This is a genomic window from Hyphobacterium sp. (genome assembly GCF_965228115.1).
In the GTDB taxonomy this organism is placed as follows: Bacteria; Pseudomonadota; Alphaproteobacteria; order Caulobacterales; family Maricaulaceae; genus Hyphobacterium.
Window position 1 is genome coordinate 2,219,567 of sequence record NZ_OZ245794.1, and the last position, 17,735, is coordinate 2,237,301.

Annotated in this window: 18 protein-coding genes and 1 pseudogene; 5 read left to right on the plus strand and 14 right to left on the minus strand. The window is 59.1% G+C overall.

Annotated features, from left to right (window positions below):
* Window positions 1-113 precede the first annotated feature (113 nt).
* Window positions 114-746: pseudogene (locus ACO079_RS11420) on the plus strand (AAA family ATPase); the annotation flags it as partial.
* Between the two features lie 327 nt (window positions 747-1,073).
* Window positions 1,074-1,466 (plus strand): hypothetical protein, encoded by a 393-nt coding sequence (locus ACO079_RS11425; protein ID WP_421790152.1) that lies wholly within the window; start codon window positions 1,074-1,076, stop codon window positions 1,464-1,466.
* Here ACO079_RS11425 and ACO079_RS11430 read toward each other — a convergent pair.
* Window positions 1,463-2,575, minus strand: coding sequence for an SO2930 family diheme c-type cytochrome (locus tag ACO079_RS11430; protein WP_421790154.1), 1,113 nt, complete (start codon window positions 2,573-2,575; stop codon window positions 1,463-1,465). The two genes, ACO079_RS11425 and ACO079_RS11430, sit on opposite strands and share 4 nt — an antisense overlap.
* A complete protein-coding gene (locus tag ACO079_RS11435; RefSeq protein ID WP_421790155.1) occupies window positions 2,575-3,804 on the minus strand; it encodes a parallel beta-helix domain-containing protein in 1,230 nt (409 codons plus the stop codon). Before ACO079_RS11435 ends, ACO079_RS11430 begins: the two co-directional genes overlap by 1 nt.
* A gap of 81 nt (window positions 3,805-3,885) precedes the next feature.
* Here ACO079_RS11435 and ACO079_RS11440 point away from each other — a divergent pair, with 81 nt between their 5' ends.
* Together ACO079_RS11440 and ACO079_RS11445 are read left to right on the plus strand one after the other, a co-directional pair.
* Window positions 3,886-4,818: a bile acid:sodium symporter family protein gene (locus ACO079_RS11440; protein ID WP_421790157.1), complete on the plus strand. Its 933-nt coding sequence runs from the start codon at window positions 3,886-3,888 to the stop codon at window positions 4,816-4,818.
* Window positions 4,815-6,575 carry an N-acyl-D-amino-acid deacylase family protein gene (locus ACO079_RS11445; protein ID WP_421790159.1) on the plus strand — a complete coding sequence of 587 codons (1,761 nt, stop codon included), beginning with the start codon at window positions 4,815-4,817 and terminating at the stop codon, window positions 6,573-6,575. Before ACO079_RS11440 ends, ACO079_RS11445 begins: the two co-directional genes overlap by 4 nt.
* On the opposite strand, the gene ACO079_RS11450 is transcribed toward ACO079_RS11445, so the two are convergent.
* The 4 genes from ACO079_RS11450 to ACO079_RS11465 are packed head-to-tail and all read right to left on the minus strand — an operon-like array spanning window position 6,572 to window position 9,880.
* Window positions 6,572-7,972, minus strand: coding sequence for an NAD(P)(+) transhydrogenase (Re/Si-specific) subunit beta (locus ACO079_RS11450; protein WP_421790161.1), 1,401 nt, complete (start codon window positions 7,970-7,972; stop codon window positions 6,572-6,574). The genes ACO079_RS11445 and ACO079_RS11450 overlap by 4 nt on opposite strands.
* An 18-nt stretch (window positions 7,973-7,990) precedes the next feature.
* Window positions 7,991-8,404: a hypothetical protein gene (locus ACO079_RS11455; RefSeq protein ID WP_421790163.1), complete on the minus strand. Its 414-nt coding sequence runs from the start codon at window positions 8,402-8,404 to the stop codon at window positions 7,991-7,993.
* Window positions 8,404-8,745: an NAD(P) transhydrogenase subunit alpha gene (locus ACO079_RS11460; protein WP_421790165.1), complete on the minus strand. Its 342-nt coding sequence runs from the start codon at window positions 8,743-8,745 to the stop codon at window positions 8,404-8,406. The genes ACO079_RS11455 and ACO079_RS11460 overlap by 1 nt, the downstream gene beginning before the upstream one ends.
* A 13-nt stretch (window positions 8,746-8,758) precedes the next feature.
* Entirely contained in the window at window positions 8,759-9,880 is a 1,122-nt protein-coding gene (locus tag ACO079_RS11465) for a Re/Si-specific NAD(P)(+) transhydrogenase subunit alpha (RefSeq protein WP_421790167.1), read from the minus strand.
* Window positions 9,881-10,224: 344 nt separating this feature from the next.
* On the opposite strand from ACO079_RS11465, the gene ACO079_RS11470 reads away from it, so the two are divergent.
* Window positions 10,225-11,100, plus strand: a complete 876-nt coding sequence (locus ACO079_RS11470) for a hypothetical protein (RefSeq protein ID WP_421790169.1) — start codon at window positions 10,225-10,227, stop codon at window positions 11,098-11,100.
* A gap of 45 nt (window positions 11,101-11,145) precedes the next feature.
* Here the strand turns inward: ACO079_RS11470 and ACO079_RS11475 are convergent, their stop codons facing one another.
* The 8 genes from ACO079_RS11475 to ACO079_RS11510 all read right to left on the minus strand — a co-directional run bounded on the left by ACO079_RS11475 (window position 11,146) and on the right by ACO079_RS11510 (window position 17,662).
* Window positions 11,146-11,442, minus strand: coding sequence for an aa3-type cytochrome c oxidase subunit IV (locus tag ACO079_RS11475; protein WP_421790171.1), 297 nt, complete (start codon window positions 11,440-11,442; stop codon window positions 11,146-11,148).
* Window positions 11,443-11,525: 83 nt separating this feature from the next.
* Window positions 11,526-12,473 (minus strand): alpha/beta fold hydrolase, encoded by a 948-nt coding sequence (locus tag ACO079_RS11480; protein WP_421790172.1) that lies wholly within the window; start codon window positions 12,471-12,473, stop codon window positions 11,526-11,528.
* A gap of 60 nt (window positions 12,474-12,533) precedes the next feature.
* Entirely contained in the window at window positions 12,534-13,295 is a 762-nt protein-coding gene (locus ACO079_RS11485; RefSeq protein WP_421790174.1) for a CPBP family intramembrane glutamic endopeptidase, read from the minus strand.
* A 32-nt stretch (window positions 13,296-13,327) separates the two neighbouring features.
* On the minus strand, window positions 13,328-14,473 hold the full coding sequence (locus tag ACO079_RS11490; RefSeq protein ID WP_421790176.1) for an ABC transporter permease: 1,146 nt from the start codon (window positions 14,471-14,473) through the stop codon (window positions 13,328-13,330).
* A gap of 149 nt (window positions 14,474-14,622) precedes the next feature.
* Entirely contained in the window at window positions 14,623-15,402 is a 780-nt protein-coding gene (locus ACO079_RS11495; protein WP_421790178.1) for an ABC transporter ATP-binding protein, read from the minus strand.
* The gene (locus ACO079_RS11500) at window positions 15,402-16,532 is read right to left on the minus strand and encodes an efflux RND transporter periplasmic adaptor subunit (RefSeq protein ID WP_421790180.1); all 1,131 of its coding nucleotides are present in this window, start codon (window positions 16,530-16,532) and stop codon (window positions 15,402-15,404) included. Before ACO079_RS11500 ends, ACO079_RS11495 begins: the two co-directional genes overlap by 1 nt.
* A gap of 192 nt (window positions 16,533-16,724) precedes the next feature.
* Window positions 16,725-17,348, minus strand: coding sequence for a hypothetical protein (locus ACO079_RS11505; RefSeq protein WP_421790182.1), 624 nt, complete (start codon window positions 17,346-17,348; stop codon window positions 16,725-16,727).
* A gap of 131 nt (window positions 17,349-17,479) precedes the next feature.
* Window positions 17,480-17,662 (minus strand): hypothetical protein, encoded by a 183-nt coding sequence (locus ACO079_RS11510; RefSeq protein WP_421790184.1) that lies wholly within the window; start codon window positions 17,660-17,662, stop codon window positions 17,480-17,482.
* Window positions 17,663-17,735 lie beyond the last annotated feature (73 nt).

Here is a 17,735-nt window from a genome sequence, read left to right on the forward strand (position 1 = left end):
AGTGCAGCGATTGTTCGAATTTGAACAAAGCGTTTAAGCGCACCTTATGCGCCCTCGTGATCCTTTACGCGTCAGACAGCCGGAAGTCCGGCGAACAGGGTGTGAGGGCGGCCATGGCCAACCAGGCAAATGTCGTTGTGTTTGCGTCTCAAAAGGGCGGGTCCGGCAAGACCACCCTGTCGGGGCATATCGCTGTGGAAGCCGAACGCAATGGCGATGGCCCGGTCGCCTTGATCGATACAGATCCGCAGGGCTCGCTCGCGAAATGGTGGAACGCGCGATCCAGTGCGACGCCCGCCTATGCGCGGGTTTCCATTGAAGATCTGGAGGCCGGGATCAAGCATCTCGAAAACTCCGGCTTCAAGATGATCATCATTGATACCCCCCCGGCTGTTACTGATTCCATTGCAGGAGTTGTGCGTCATGCGGATCTGGTCGTCGTCCCGACCCGGCCCAGCCCTCATGACCTGCGCGCTGTTGGACCCACGGTTGATATCGTCGAGAGCTTTGCCAAGCCCTTGGTCTTTGTCGTCAACTCGGCCACAGCGCGCGCCCGAATAACGGGAGAGACGGCGGTGGCCCTTTCCCAACATGGCGTTGTCGCGCCCGTCACCATTCATCACCGGACCGATTTTGCCGCTTCAATGATTGATGGCCGCACCGTCGGCGAGATCAATGAAGGTTCAAAGTCCGCCGATGAAGTTGCCAAGCTTTGGCGGTATTTACGCGCGCGCTTTGTCCGAAATGGCATTGCGATGAATGGCAAGGATCAGATGAATGACCTCGCCGTGGCTGCGCTGACGCCGGGCGGTGGTGCGCCAGACCTCTTCGGTGAAGAGGATGAGGAAGAAAACCTTCCTGGCCTCGGCGAGCTGGTTCTTCCCGGCTGGGATGAGGCTGAACTGCCCAAACCTGAAAAGAGCGCCGATGGGGCCTCCGGTTGGGACGGCATCGACCGCCGCAAGAAGGATGTCGGCCCGCCCAAAGGCCAGCCAGATCGCCGCCAACCCGCGCGCGCCGTCTTTGGACGCCGAACCGCCTTCGTTCACCGTGTTGCAGGACAGGGCTGAGCCATGACGGGAACCCCTTACGCCGCTCTCCATTCCGGCCTGCTTGTCCGTAAGGGCGCCGCCGTTCCATCGCCTGCGGGCACACGCACCGCACCGGAGACGTCCTTTGATCCTTTCTCGATCGCACGCCGCGACGCCTCGGATGCGGATAACGCCCCCCCACACCATCCGCATCCGGGGTCGTGCGACGCGCATCATGCCGCCGCAGACGAAGGCGCAGAGATGGGTTTCGAGCTAAGTGATCAACAGGACCGGCGCTTGCGCCTGGCGGCTGCCAAGCTGGATACAACGCGCGAGCAGTTGTTATCGGAAGCCGTCGATAGTTGGCTCACCCATCTGGGCGAGACGGAGCTGTCCGCCTGTTCCTGCTATCGCGCGCTTAGCGCGGAAGATTAGGTGCAGCTGCCTTCAAGGCCGGAAATCCAGTCAGAGATCAGGTCCACACCTTCAGCATGTATGAGTGAGCGGCCCAGCTCCGGCATCATGATGTCGCCTTGCCGGGAATCCATGCGGTAGATAAAGATCGAGTTTTCCGGATCGCCGGGCACAATCCCGAACCGCAACCCGCCTGAACCGGGCCCGGCAGCAATCGGCGGCTTGCACAGGCCCAGATTGGGGTCCTCCGGGGCATCAATATTGAGATGCAGACCAGACGTATCAGCCGGACCGACCGGATTGTGGCAATGCGCGCAGTTGATATCGAGATAGGCCCGTGCGCGGGCATTGAGCGGCACATCCGGATCATTCCAGACCGCGGCACGAGGCAGAGCGCGGTCCAGCACATTGTCCAGATAGCCCGCGGCAATGAAATGGGCGATCTGGTTCTGGCGGCCTTCCGCATAGTCAAAATCGCGATTTATGTGACGGGTCGCCGGGCCGATGGGTGAAAGCTCGCGCGTTGTATTGTTCGTGGCATGACAGCCCGCGCACTGGTTTACGTTCGGCACCAGATAATTGATCGTTTGTGTCGTCCCGCCCGCTTCGGCCAAAGTAAGCGTCTCGGAATAACCCGCGCGCATCAGCCGGGCTTCGCTTTCCTCTTCATTCCAGACATAAGGCAGAGCAACCCAGCCCGCCTCCCGGCGGATGAGCAGCCGCGTTTCAATCAGGCGGACCCGATCCAGATCGAGCGTTTCCGGGTTGTCGGCAACGATGAGGCCTTCATCGCCGCGCAGCATATTCCTGGCTTCATCAACCGGATAATAGAAGGTTTTGGTGATGACCGTGCCAACGGGGAAATCCCAGACTTCGCCCTCGCGGTATTCTGCGCTGGTGCCGTCCGGCATCCAGATCGTGCGGAGTTTGCCCGCATAATCGGTAAAGAGCGCGGAGTTGAGATCATAGGGTTCAACGGCCTCGGCCAATGTCAGATGTCCGCCCTCCACTGACATCATGCCCCACTCTGACAGAAGCGCCGGACGGCCTTCCGCATGATAGGTCGGTGTGGGCGGCTGGGCCCCACACGCGGCAAGCAAGAGGCCCAGGGCCGGAAGAAAAAAACGCATCAGAAGGGCAACACCACTTCTGGCAGGCGCTCATGGGTGCAGGACGTATCCTCGACAATATGCGGGTCCGCATTGTCGTTGGGATTGTCCACATTGAGCATTTGCGCATCGCCATTATCGATACAGATGCGGTAGTCGGCGGGCATCATCCCATCGACCAACAGGTCTGAATTGACATAGCCATCCCACAATACGTCAGGGATATTGCCGGTCAGGCCAAACATCATGACGCGCAGGGCCTGCAGCGCGGCCACATCCGGATTGCCGCCGCCCTCACCAAGCGCATTATTCATGATCAGGATGGTTTCGGGATAAGGATCAAAATTCTCCTGCACCGAAATATCGGCATAGCCGGTCGAATAAACAGACGAGATGATGATGTTGGCGGTGCGATGATCCGCGATCACATTGTCAAAAATTTCCACGCGGTCATTCGAGTTGATGACGATGCCGGAACCTGCCGGAACACTGGCGACCGGCGTTCCCGGATGGCCGAAATTATTCGTGTTGTTTTCCTGCACATCATTTCGGTAGACGCGCGTGGAATGACCCGGCTGGGGCAGGTTCGGCATGTTGAAGACCAGAATGCCGCCCGTATTGTGACGCGCGATATTGCCATAAACGTCCGCACCAATCGTATTTTCGATCTCGATCCCCGCCACATTGTATTCGGCAATGGAGTCGCGGACGATAACATTTTCCGACTGGCCGACATAAATCCCGGCATCGGACGCTCCGATGGCGATGACCCCTTCCACCAGCGTATTGCGGGTCTGAACCGGATAAATCCCATAGGCGCCATTATTGGTATCCGGGCCATTCGTCCATTCAGTGCGCACCCGGCGGATAATAATGTTCTCGCCCTCATTGACCTTCAAGGCATCGCCGCGCGTATCTTCAATGGCCAGATCTTCAATCGTGAAATCACTGGCAGTGACCAGCAGGCCTTCCGCGCCGGATGTCTGATTGGCAAAGGACAGGATCGTTTCATCCATGCCGGCCCCGCGTATTGTGACGCCATCTACGGTGAGCGACAACGAACGGTCGAAGGAAAACACGCCAGCGGGTATCTCGATCACATCGCCCGGCTGGGCGTCGATGAGTTGCTCCATCAGCGTGGTTTGATAATCGGCATTGGCATCAGAGATGTCGCGGCCTTCATTGCCGCCGCCGCAGGCCACCAGCACAGCCGATAAAACCAACACAAGCCCTGTCTTAAATGTTGTCATGACCTTCCCCTCGATCAGTGAACCGTGTTCACTGTAATCAAAGAAGGGGCGCTTCGTCACGTCCCTCGTTCGGGAGACTTCATGACCGGCGTCGAGGCACTCGATTCCATTGAGGTGACGTTGAGCGCCGGATCGCGCATCGGGCTGACGTTGGGCCTGGCGATCATGATCTTCTCGGTGGCGCTAACCTTGAAGCCGGACGACTTCGTCTTTCTCGCCAAGCGTCCGAAAATGTTCTTCGGTGGGCTGGCCACGCAAATCCTTGGCCTGCCCTTGATGACGCTGGGTTTGGCGCATCTCATTTCGCCACCGGCTTCGGTGGCCTTTGGCATGATCGTCGTGGCCTGTTGTCCGGGCGGGAATGTCTCGAATCTGATGGTGTTGATGTCGCGCGGTAATGCCGCCTATTCGGTGTCGCTGACGGCGGCGTCCAATGCGCTGGCCTTCATTATCACGCCGTTTGCGATATTAGGCTGGGCCGCGCTTTATCCGCCGACGGCTGATCTGATTCGCGCGATTGAGATCGAGACTTTGCCGTTCATTCTGCAGACCGCCATGGCGCTGGGCGTGCCTTTGGCCATTGGCATGCTGCTCTCGACCTTCCAGCCCGGCATCGCCAAGCGCATCCAGCCGATCTTTTATGTGTTGGCCATCGCCATTCTGGTGGGGCTGGTCACCATCGGTCTGATCTCTAACTGGGAGCTGATTATGAACAGTGGCGATGTAATCGCGCCAGTGGCGATTCTGCACAATGCGCTCGCCTTCGCGCTGGGCGCAGTCGCCGGACTGGCCTTGCGGTTGGAATCCAAATCGCGCCGGGCTCTGACTTTCGAGATCGGGATACAAAATGCCGGCCTCGGCCTGGTGATCCTGCTGACGCAGTTTCCGACATTGGGCGGGGCCGCTGCGGTCACAGGCTTCTGGTCAATCTGGCATCTCTTTGCGGGCATCGGGCTTGCCCTTGCTTTCCGCTTTTATGATCATCTTCGAAAGACTGACGGGGTGAAGACATGAGCTATGACATCAAGATTTCCGGCGGCATCGTCCATGACGGTTCCGGCGCGGAGGGCCGCGTCGCGGATATCGGCATCAAGGATGGCGTGATTGTCGCTGTGGGTGACGCGCCGGAAGCCGCAACCCGCGAGATTGATGCGTCCGGCTGTATCGTCACGCCCGGCTTTCTCGATCTGCACTCCCATTATGATGGTCAGGCCACCTGGGATGATCAGTTGGAGCCGTCTTCGCGGCATGGCGTTACGACCACGGTGATGGGAAATTGCGGCGTCGGCTTTGCACCCGTCAAATCCACTGACCATGAGCGGCTGATCAAGTTGATGGAGGGTGTGGAGGACATTCCCGGCACCGCTCTGGCAGAAGGCCTCAAATGGAATTGGGAGAGCTTCCCCGATTATATGGACGCGCTGGAGGTCCAGCCCCGCACCATCGATATCGCTGTGCATATCGGCCATGATCCGTTGCGGGTTTTTGTGATGGGCGATCGCGCAATCGCGGAAGAAGAAGCGACTGAAGATGATGTCGCGAAAATGCGTGATCTGGTCCGCGAAGCCATGCAGGCTGGAGCCATCGGATTTTCGACTGGTCGCTCTGATGTTCACAAGACCGCCGATGGCGACTGGACGCCCTCATCCGAAGCCACCGCGAAGGAACTCGCCGGGATCGCTAAAGCATTCGAGGGCCTTGATTATGGCGTCGTGCAGGCCGTGTCAGACTTTGATCTGGAGCGCGAGGGCGACCGGTTTGAAGCGGAATGGAAAGTGCTGGAAGCCTACGCCAAAGCCGCCGGAAACCGGCCTTTCTCCATGTCATTGATGCAGCGCGATTTCGCACCGGACCAGTGGACGCGCATTCTGGAAAAAGCCGAACAAATGAAGGCTGAAGGCGTGGATATGCGGGTGCAGACCGCACCGCGCGGCATTGGCGTTTTCCTCGGCCTGCAATGCACCTTCCACTTCTTCATGGGTTATCCCAGCTACAAGAAAATCGCCGACAAGCCGTTCGAAGAACGCGTGGCGATCATGAAGACGCCGGAGTTCAAAGCGCAGATCCTGTCAGAGAAAACCGACCAGCTTTCCGGGCCGGGGTCGTCCATTCCGCCGCTGGCGGACCTCTTGATGGCGCATATTGATTTTGTCGCCACCAAGCTGTTCCAGCTGGGCGATCCGCCGGACTACGAACAGCCGCCGGAAAACGCGCTCGCCGCAAAGGCCGAAGCTGAAGGCGTGCCGCTGATGGAAAAACTCTATGACACCGTGCTGGAACGCAACGGGAAGGAGCTGATCTACTTCCCGATCTATAACTATACCGAGGGCGATTATAACAACGTCATGAAAATGATGACGCACCCTCAAGCCCTGCAGGGGTTGGGCGATGGTGGCGCACATGTCGGCACGATCTGTGACGCCTCCATGCCGACCTATCTCTTGTCACACTGGACGCGGGACCGCACCCGCGGGCCGAAACTCGCGGTCGAACGCGCGGTCCAGATGATGTCGGGCGATATCGCGGAGTTTCTTTCGCTGAATGACCGCGGCTATGTCCGCGAAGGTCTGCGCGCCGATCTCAATGTCATCGACCATGACGCGCTACAGCTGGAACCGCCTCACATGGTGAAGGATCTCCCCGCTGGCGGTCAGCGGTTGTTACAAGGCGCGCGCGGCTATAAGGCCACGCTGGTCAATGGCGTTCCGATTGTGATGGATGATAAGTTTACCGGCGAGAAGCCGGGACGGTTGGTACGCGCCGGGCGCTAGTCCATCGCCTTGACGATCTGCTCCGTCATCTTCTTGGCATCGCCCAACAGCATCATCGTGTTGTCCCGGAAGAAGAGCGGGTTTTCGACACCGGCATAGCCCGAGCCCAGCGAGCGCTTGATGAAGAAGACCGTGCCCGCTTTCCAGACCTGCAAAACCGGCATGCCATAGATCGGTGAAGACGGATCATCCTCCGCGGCCGGATTGGTGACGTCATTCGCCCCGATCACGAACGCCACATCGGCGTTGGAAAATTCCGAATTGATGTCTTCCAGTTCGAAAACCTCGTCATAGGGCACGTTCGCTTCGGCCAGAAGCACATTCATATGGCCCGGCATGCGGCCGGCGACGGGGTGAATGGCGTAAGACACATCCACGCCTTCCTCCTTCATCACATCGCCCATTTCTTTCAGCGCGTGTTGTGCCTGCGCGACCGCCATGCCGTATCCCGGCACGATGATGACCTTGCGGGCATTCTTCAGGATAAAGGCCGCATCATCGGCCGAGCCTTGCTTGACCGTGCCTTGCGGACCATCGCCCGCCGGGCCGGCGCTTTCGCCGCCAAAACCGCCCAGAATGACCGAGATGAAGGACCGGTTCATGCCCTTACACATGATGTAGGACAGGATTGCACCGGACGACCCCACCAGCGCGCCAGTGACCAGCAGGGCGGTGTTTTCCAGTGTAAAGCCAAGCGCCGCCGCGGCCCATCCCGAATAGGAATTCAGCATCGAAACCACGACGGGCATGTCCGCGCCGCCAATCGGGATAATCAGCGTGACGCCCAATACGAAAGCGACCATGGTCAGAGCCCAGAAAGCGACGTCCAAATCGCCACCAGAGGCCATCAGGAAAATGATCATCAACCCGATGAAGATACCAAAGCCAAGATTGAGCCAGTGCTGGCCCTTGAAGACGACGGGTGCGCCAGACACCAGACCCTGCAATTTCATGAAGGCAATAATGGAGCCCGAGAAAGTGATCGCGCCAATCGCCGAACCCAGCGCCAGCTCCAGCAAGCTGAGCGCCTTGATATTGCCAGCCTCGCCAATATTGAAAATGTCCGGGCGGTAAAAGGCGGCAGCGGCCACCAGTACGGCTGACATTCCGACGAGTGAGTGAAAGGCTGCGACCAACTGCGGCATCGCCGTCATCGGAATACGCTGGGCAACCACGGCCCCAATGCCGCCACCAATCGCCATAAGGACGATAATCAGAAACAGCCCGCCAAACCCGACGCCCGACACCAACAGGGTGACGAGCACGGCGATGACCATCCCCGCCATTCCGAAATAATTGCCCTGGCGGGAGGTTTCCGGATGCGACAGCCCGCGTAGCGCGAGAATGAAGAAGACCGCGGAAACGAGGTAAAGAATGGCAGCGAGATCAGCGTTCATAAGAATGTCCGTTCCGGGTTAGTCGATAACCGCGAGGATTTTGTAGCAGGGAATGGGCGAGCGATTGCTGGCACCACGAAGGCCGGAAGCATCGCAAATGGCCTGCGTGGCGGCATCGGCCGCTTCGTAATTCACCGTGATGAAATCAACCGTCGTTACCTGATTGTTGTCAGCTTCAATCAGCCAGGTCACAAAAGCCGAAACGCCACCAGGGCGCGTTCCGCCATCGGTCGCCATCAGCACGCGCCCGTCTGATCCCTGATCACACACAAAACCGGCGCCGCCGCGTGTAAAGACAGTTTCGCGGATCAGGCATTGCGTAGAGCCCGGTCCGGGCCGCTCAGACTGCGCGCCGCGCATGGCGCGCTGCTGTGCGTCTGCCAGGGCAAACATGCCCGCGAACATAAGAATAAGAGCGATCAGATACCGCATCAGGACCCGTCGCCTTTCGGCTGCGGCTTATCCTTCTTTTTGTACATGGCCAGCATCCGCTGGGTGACAAGGAAGCCCCCGAAAATGTTCACGCTTGCCAGGACCACACCCACCATGCCGGCGCCGCGCGCGAAGTTGGATCCGGCATCGCTTTCACCCACAAGGGCGGGCGCGGCTGCCGCAATCAACGCACCGACGATGATGACCGACGAAATAGCGTTGGTGACCGCCATCAAAGGTGTGTGCAGGGCGGGCGTCACCGACCAGACAACATAATATCCGACGAAAACAGCCAGTACGAAAATGGCGAGGCGGAGTGTTACCGGATCGACAGCATCCATGTCCTCATCCTTCCTATTTCAGCGTTTCATGCACGACCTTGCCGTCGCGCGTCAGGGCCATGCCCACAATGATTTCATCGTCCCAGTGCGGGGCTTTCTTGCCCTCGTCATCAACCAGCAAAGGCGTCAGATTGACGAGGTTTCGGGCGTAAAGTGAGGACGCATCTGCGGCCAAACGGCCCGGAAGATTGGAGAACCCGGCGATCGACACGCCATTATGCTCGACAATCTCATCGGCCTTGGTCAGCTCGCAATTGCCGCCAGCCGGGGCGGCCAGATCCACGATCACGGCGCCTGGCTTCATGCGCTCGACCATCTCTTTGGTAATGAGTTTGGGGGCAGGCCGCCCGGGAATCAGCGCGGTGGTGACCACCACATCCTGCTTGGCGATGTGATTGGCGACCAACTCGGCCTGCTTGGCCTGGTATGCCTTTGACATTTCCTTGGCATAACCGCCCGAGGTCTCGGCCTCTTTAAACTCGTCATCTTCAACAGCGATGAATTTTGCGCCCAGCGACGCGACCTGTTCCTTGGCCGCGGGCCGCACGTCTGTCGCGGTCACAACCGCGCCCAGACGTCGTGCCGTGGCAATCGCCTGAAGGCCGGCCACGCCTGCGCCCATCACAAACGCCTTGGCGGCAGCAACCGTTCCGGCCGCCGTCATCATCATGGGAAAGGCACGGTGATAGATCTGCGAAGCTTCGATAACGGCGCGGTATCCAGCCAGGTTGGATTGGCTGGAGAGCGCATCCATGGCCTGTGCACGGGTGATCCGCGGCGTAAATTCCATGGCGAGCGCATCAATGCCCGCCGCAGCCAACGCCTTGGCTTGCGCCTTGTCGCCATGGGGTTCGAGTAGAGCGACCAGCACACAGCCCTTGGGCAGCTTGGCCAGCGTCGCTTCATCCGGCGATTTCACGGCATAGACTGCATCTGCGCCTTTTAAGGTCGCGGCCAGCGTGCCGAGCTTGGCGCCGGCGGCTTCATAAAGCTCATCCGGCAGGCTGGCAGACGCGCCCGCGCCTTTTTCGATCTGGATTTCATGACCAGCCCCGACAAGCTTTTTAACGGTGTCGGGCGTGGCAGCAACGCGGGTCTCCCCCGCATGACGTTCTTTCAGAATGGCAATTTTCATGCGGACCCGCTCTTGGTTGCGGCGGCGATAGATAGCGCGAACATGCGCCAATTCCAACCAAAGAAAAAGAGGGTGGCCGCACGAGACTCGCGCAGCTGGCGACTTTCAACCTTAACGCAGGTCATCAGGCGAGGCTGCCATGCTTCGAACCCTGGGAGTAACATTGGTCTTTGCGACCAGCTCACTGGCCGGGGCCGTCCCGTTTTGCACGGAACCACTATGCCGGATGCCCGCGTCGTGGCGCGTGATGCGACAGCAACCGCGTATTTCACCATTCTCAACTCCGGCGGTAGCGATGCCAAAAGCTGTCATGCCCAATTCCGCGACAATGCGGCGGATGTCCCGTGCAGTTGCAGATTGTTAGCCAGGGCCTGTCTTCTGCCATCGTCAACCTGTTTTTATCGACGACACAACATCTCGCGGTTCTGAGGGTGCCCAAAAATCTGGATTTATGTCCGGCAGATTCCGCGCTGCGCCGTATCGCTCAATCAGACGGTGTAGATCGCGGCGACTTTTTCGAAGTCTCAATTGCGTCCCTGTTTGAGCCCGCCAATAGGGAAGGCGACGCGACACGTCCGGGCGATCATTTTCTGGTTGAAGAAGGCCAGATCAATTGTTCGCTCATGCCCGGCATAGGCGGTCGCTGCCGGATCGGGGACAGCCCTGGCGAACAAATTTCCGGGGAAGCCGGAATATTCGACGCGGGCGAAGCCTTCACGCTGGATCTGACGATGGACTCAACGCCCAATCGATTGCCGACCTACCAGAATATGTTGAGTAATTCTTTTTCGAACCTGCTTGTAACAGCGGTTCGGTCCCAGTCGGTCCCGTCCTTTCAAATCGAAAACTTTCCCAACACGTTCGGGGTCTCATTTCAGTTCACAGGGAATGGCTGCGCGGTGGGGGTAGGCCTGAGCGATCGCCGCACCCGCCTCGGTGAGGTATCGGACTACTCGGTGGAAGGCGCCTTTGCAGTGACGGATAATGGCAGCTGTCCACCCGGCACGCCGACTGTCGAGATTGTCCGGGATGGCGGCCAGTTTGTTGATCCACGCTACATTCAGGAATTCCGCGGAATTCACTATCCGGCCAATGAAACGGGGACGGTTATGACAATTGTGGTGACAGTTGATGTCGATCCAACCGATCCGGCCTCACCCTCGCGAACCTATGAATTCGACCTGGCGCCGCCTTCTGGAAATCCGGGGCTGGGCGATTAATTGATCTGCAACGGGCTGTGTTCAATTGGCTTGAAGCTTCAAGCCCTAGAGCAGCATCCCGACCAGATTGGCGGTTACGGCTGACAGGAAGATCACGACGGCCAGGCCGATGACCGTTGCGTACCAGCGGGCCCTGCGGTCGAGAGCAACGCCAACTGCCAGGCCCACGATCACCGTGATCAGAAGCGCGACCATCCAGCTTGTGCCCGCGGCAAAGGTCAGCGACAGGAACAGCACGGTCAGCGCGGTCAGCCCGCCAAACCAGATGGACAAACGCATGAAGTTGGAAAAGGTGCGGCTCTGCTCGCCGATCTCCATCGTACCGCGCTCGTAATCCGCCATGTTCTGCCCCCGGCTTGTCGTTAGGATGACAAAGCGATTATCACGCGTGTTTCACTGCGCCAAGCCCTTTCCGGCAGGCTTGCTCAGCGCGCAGAACGTCCTTGGCCCCAACCTGATTCCATCAAGGTTTGGAGTGAGGCGGCTACGGCCAGCGGCTGATCCAGAATAAGATGGTGCTGCGCATCAGGAATGGAGATCATCGGGGTGTCCGGGCCGAAAGTAGCCGCCATGAAGTCCCAGATCTCGTCGGTCACCAGGGAGGTATCGGCACCCCGGAAAAAAGCCAACGGGCATTGGGCTGTATCGCGCAGGACGTCCGGGTCGCGGCGTTGATATTCCAGCTTCGCCCACAGATTGACGTCAAACTTCCAGGAAAAGCCGCCCTCAACCGATTTCAGGGAGTTGCGTGCGATATGATCGACCACAGCCACCTGTTCGCAGGGTTGAGGCGGCAAGAGCCGGAAGCGCGCAATCGGCGTTTCCATGTCATCATAGACCTTGCCGCCCCGTTGCGGCGGGGACGAGCGCCGCTGCTCATCGGGCGGACGCACCGGTGAATCCAGAATGATTGCGCCAGCCAGTTGCTCGCCGAAGGTCATCGCCGCCATCAGGGTGACAAAGCCGCCGAAAGAATGCCCGGCCAAGAACGGTTTTCCGGCTTCGAACAGGCCTGCTGCAGCGCCGACAGCCTTTACCTCCTCGGCGTAGAGCGGCATCCGGTACACATCTCGATGGCCGCTATCACCCATGCCTGAAAGATCAATCGCGACCACACGCAGGCCGGGCAGGAAGGGAGCAATGGCGTCCCACCATTGTTTATGCGCCACCCCGCCATGGACCAGCATGACGCCCGGCAGGCCGCGCTCACCCCAGGCTTTCCAGCTGATGGTGGCACCCTCAACCGCGACGGAACCGGTCTCGCACTCGGCGGCCAGCGCTGTCTTCAGCCAGGCCGGATAGGGCGGTTTTTTGCCTTTGAAGGACTCCAGAGGCGGGCGGATGTCGCGCAAGGCGTTGGAAGCGGTGCTCATGCCATTCGGCTAGAGTCTCTTTTTCGGAAGGTCAATTCGCAATTCCCCTTGACGCCAACGTCAAAGATTGGACACCGCCAGTGCATTATTCGCCATGTGCAGCGTGATCGGGGCCCACATGCGCCCGGTGACACGCCGCGCTATCCCGGCACAAATACCGAGAACGGTTGTGTAAACAACGCTCGGCCAGCCAGCGAAAAAATGAAGCAGGCCAAAAAAGGCGGCGCTGATCACAATGGGGAGGATCCATCCGCCCATTCGCACAACCAGGGCCGGAAGGATCCAGCCCCGCATGACGACTTCCTCGATATAGGGCGCAAGAATCACGATTGCGGGTACGAGATACCAGATCGACAGCGGATCCTGTCCGGGAACAGGTGGACGCATCATCGGCAAGGGCGCTGGTGCCAGGTTTTGAAAGATATAAACTGCTGTCAGGCTGAAGATCAGGCTGAGGATCAGCAGCACAAACGCATAACCGCTCTCGAGGCCCGGCCGTTCGGGTCTGAAATCAAGCACGGCGCCAGCCAGTCCTTGTGGCTTCAGCCAACGCGCAAAGAGCCACAAAACGCCGAGATAAGTGACGACGATCATGACATAATAGGCGCGGATCATGTTTTCCGTGCTGCCGCCCGCCAGAAGATCTGCGAGCAGGCTGGCGATGACGGTTGATCCCAGAATAATCAGTGGCCAGCTGACCATCCAGAAAAGAACCCCGCGTGCCTGAGGCCGCAGCTCAGCAGGCATCCGGTTCATCATGTCTTGCGGCTCGAACGGCCAGGCGTTGGAATGAAACCCGAAAGGCGGGGGTGGCGTGCTCATTGGTCTTGTGTTGCCGCGCCAGACCGTAGGCGTCAATTGACGATCGCGTCTCCGGGCATGGTCATGCCGGCGCGCTGCGCGGAGGCCGATCCGGCAATCATGCCGGAAAACATTCCAAGAGCAACCGAACCCAGAAGGATGACAGGATCAAATTGGGCCGGCCAGCCTAACCAGGCCTCCATGAAGGGCGCCAATAACAGCGCGGCCCCCACTCCAAACAGACCCCCGAGCACGCCGAGCGTCAGGCTCTCGGAATTGAACTGGATCACAATGTCCAGATAGGACGCGCCATGAATGGCCTGGATCGCGATACTTCGCCGCCGCAACTCGGTGAGGGTCCAACTGGCTCCGGCAAATGCCAGAATGGCGGCCAGCATGGCCACGCTTGCAACCGATATCAGGAGCCTGGCCATCAAATCCCGCTGTTGTTCCATCGCGGCTGTCGGGGCGCTGGGGTCGGCAAACAGAAAGGGGGCGGCTTGCGATTGCGGAACGCCGTGCTGACGCCGCAAGATCCGTTCGGCGGCATGACGAGCATCATACAGCATCTCCCGGTCGCGCAGCACAATGGTCAACCGGTCAGCTTCGTTCGGTGCCAGATGATTGGTGGGCGTAAAATAGCGCGCAACCGTGTGAAACGGGGCGATGATCGCGTTAGAATAGCGTGATGCGATCACCGTATCGCCGTGTTCAAAGACGCCTTGAACATAACAGCTCAGCCCGTTGACGCGGATTGTACGTCCGGCGGCTGCGCCACCGGAAAACAGGCGATAAGCCGCATCAGCGCCCAGAAGGCAGATGCGGCGTGAGGAATCAATGTCCGAAACCTCGAAAGGCCGCCCTTGCGCCAGCGCCATATCGGCTTCGAAGGTGTAATCGCCCAACACGCCGTAAACCGTCAGATCGGCTCTTTCGCCCAGATAGGCGGCGGGCACCTGACGGGCGATCCGCCAGGCCGCGGCGCCTTCGACCTGGTCCGGACCCAGAACTTCCATCAGCCGGTCGAGATCCGGCAGGCGGCTGATCCGGGCCTGGTCAGCGGCGAGATAGTTGGGTGTAATCACCAGAGAACGTGCATAGGCCCCGAAGGACATTCGCTCGATTTCACCGCTAAAGCCGGTGATCACAGCGCTTGAAAGCGTAACGACACCCACGCCGGCACCCAGGGTTATGATCATCAACCCTGTCCGGATTGGCCGGGCGAGAACCGCCAGCAATGCAATATGGATGTTGTCGCCAAGCCTGTAGCGGAGTTTGTGCGGTAATTCAGTGGCGTAAGCCCTGACCCACCGTTGGATGGCGATCGCAAAATTGAGCAATGACTGCGTCAGCGCCTGGCCCTCTTGCTGAGTTTTCGCCGGTGTGACGTTAAAGAGGCCGCGCCCTCCGTGACTGTAATCGTGTGATCAACAAATCCTGGTTTCATCAGGCGCGCGTCATGGGTCGCAATAAACACACAGGCGCCGCGTTTCGCTTCGTCCTTGAGAATGTCGCGAACCAGCAAGGCGTTTTCCTTGTCGAGTGCAGCGGTGGGTTCATCGCACACAACAATAGCCGCTTCCCGGGCAATGGTGCGCGCCATCGCCACCCGGTGGCGTTCTCCACCGGACAGCTGATGCAGCTGCCGTTCGATTTTGTCTCCAAGCCCCACGCGAATAAGCGCGTCCCGGCATCGCTTTAGCCGTTCGGATCTCGGGATTTCTGCGTATCGAAGCGGTAACATAACGTTCTGGAGAACGCTGAATTCCTCTAGCAATCCGCCATCTTGAAACAGGAAGGCCACGCGGTGCCTGCGGTAATGCGCAAGCCAGTCATGCCGGCGAGGCAATCGCTTGGTGATGGCTTTATCCCGCTGATCGTTTGGATCCAGGCAGATGTCCCATCGGACAACGACACTGCCATCACGCGGGAAATCCAATCCGCCAATCATTTTTAACAGGGTCGATTTTCCCGAGCCGGACTCGCCGACAAGGACGGTGATTTCGCCGGGCCTGAAAACATGGCGTTCCGGAAATTTGACCGACGGCGTTTCGCGCTGCTTGCCGTAGAAGTGGCAAAGCTGATCCAGCTCCAGCGTCCAATCGGTCGTGGCGGTGGCGTCTGCCATTAGAAACGCTCCCGATCCCGGATCAGAACTTCATCACCAATGCGCAGATCGCCATCGATAATCTCGACATAGCGGTCATCTTCGGCCCCGACCCGGACACGATGCATGACCGGGTGACCATCTTGCATGACGAAGACCCTGCGCTGGCCAGTGCGATACATGCGCCCTGCCAGAGTGCCGATTGCTGCCGCGCACCTCATCGAAGCGGACATGTCGGATGTTCGGGGGCCGGGTGTACTATCTATGTCCTCATTGGTGATTTCATCCGGGCACCAACCGACCGGGAAGGTTGAGAGCGCCTCGATCCGGATGCGTGTGACTGCCCGCGCTTCGTCGTGCACGAATTCAACCGCGGCCGTCATTCCCGGCAGAAGCCGTTGTTCCGGGTCGCTGGCCTCAATAAGAACCGGATAGGAGACAAAGCGGCCCTGCTCGCGCGGGGATCGCCGCACGGGGCCGGAGACGCCGTAAAATTCTTCGCCTGGATAGGCTTCAACAGTAAACCTCACCTCGAGGCCTTCGCGAACGCGGCCAATATCATTTTCCGCCACTAGGGCCTCGATCACCACATTGGAGAGATCAGAGGATACGATGAAAAGCGTCGGTGTGGATTGGGCGGCCGAGACAGTCTGGCCTTCTTCAATCAGACGGTCCTGAATAAAGCCATCAATGGGTGAGCGGATCTCGGTCAGCGAAAGATCAATCCGGGCCTGTTCGACCCGGCTGATTGCCAGCTCGGCTTCGGCCCGGGCCTGCGCCACACGGGCCTCCTGAGCGATCAGATCAAACTCAAAATCCTCCACCAGGCTGGCCGGCGCCGTGCCCCGCGTGCGGAGTGCCTGTGCCCGGGCCAATTCCCGGGCGATATTGTCGCGCTCTGCTGTGGCCGCTCGGACGCGGGCATTGGCCGTGCGCAGGCTGGCCTCGGCCTGAGCCAGCCCGGCCTCATAGGGCGCGGGGTCGATCCGGGCAAGCAGCTGGCCTTCTTCAACTTCCTCATCGAAATCGACAAACACCTCGATGATCCGGCCGGTGATCTCGGCGCCAACTTCCACCTGTCCAGCCGGCCGGATTTCACCAATGGCCGGCACAATATCGCGGATATCGCCGAAGCTAACGGGTTCTGTCACGTAGCGCGCGTGGCTGGCCCCTGCCGAAGGGCCGCAAGACGCCAGGGCATAGCAAGAAAAAGCGAGTATGGGCGCTGCTAGTCGCAAGTCATCACCCGTATCCTGTCCCGCAGCACTGTAGTCGCCGGAGCCTTTCATGCAAGTTAAAAGCGAAACCCAGGCGGCGTGCGCGTTGGGCTTTACGCTTGGACGTCACTCGCCACCCATGCCGATCAGCCGCGTGGTCATGGACTGTGCCGGTTGATGCTCCATAAGCCACCACCCGGTTTCACTGGACAGCCAGATTTCGCGGACTTCCGTTTCTCTATCGATCTCGCGGGCGATGCTGTAAACATTCGCCGGGACCGGATCACCATCCACGTCCAGCGTATCACAGCGATCAAACGCGAGCGTAGCCGTATAACGCTCGCCCGCGCCGGCGGAACGTTCGCTGATAAAAATCTCTTCTGTCTCTCCGGGGCCGAGCCGCGCCAGAACCTCGTCAGGGGACGGGCTGTAAGACCATTCGCGGCGGCGGTTTCCGCTACCAGCAGAGCGAGGGAAGGCCGCGCCAGCATAGGACCGGACCGGCGTTCCATTACTCATTTCAATCGAATCTGCGGTCAATCCGGCACCCTGGCGGAAAGACGTGGCAAGACCCGTGGAGGTAACGATCTGCACGCCCATGACCATGCCCATATCTTCGCCATTGATATCGGTCGCGTAGAGAAAGAGTTCACCGGATCGCGGGGGCGCGACATTCGCGAGTGCGGTGCACGATTCTGCGGATGTAGCGGCTGATTGCCAGAACGCCAACGCGATCAATTCGATGGCCATCAACGGCCTCCATGTCTTCACCGCAACCCCGCCAGAGCAGAATCCGTTGTCGCGTAAAAGTCAACCTTTAGTAAGCAAGGGAGTTGTAAGGGGGCGGCTTTGCCGCCGCCCTCACAACTGGTCAAAGCTGATCAAGGCCCGGGTGGCGGGCAATCATCATTATCGGCAAAACACTTATTGATGCAGAGGATGAATTCCCCGCCCACAAGGCCTTCGCATTGTTGATTGCAATAGCTGGTACAGCTCGCAATCGCCATGGATGATGAGGCCAGCGCGGCAATTACACCGCCAAATATGGCTTTGGTTAGTTTCATGTCTTCCCTCCCAGTCTGACAGAGAGACATTACAACTCTAAGTATTTAATGCAACCAAAAAGCGAGTCATGTC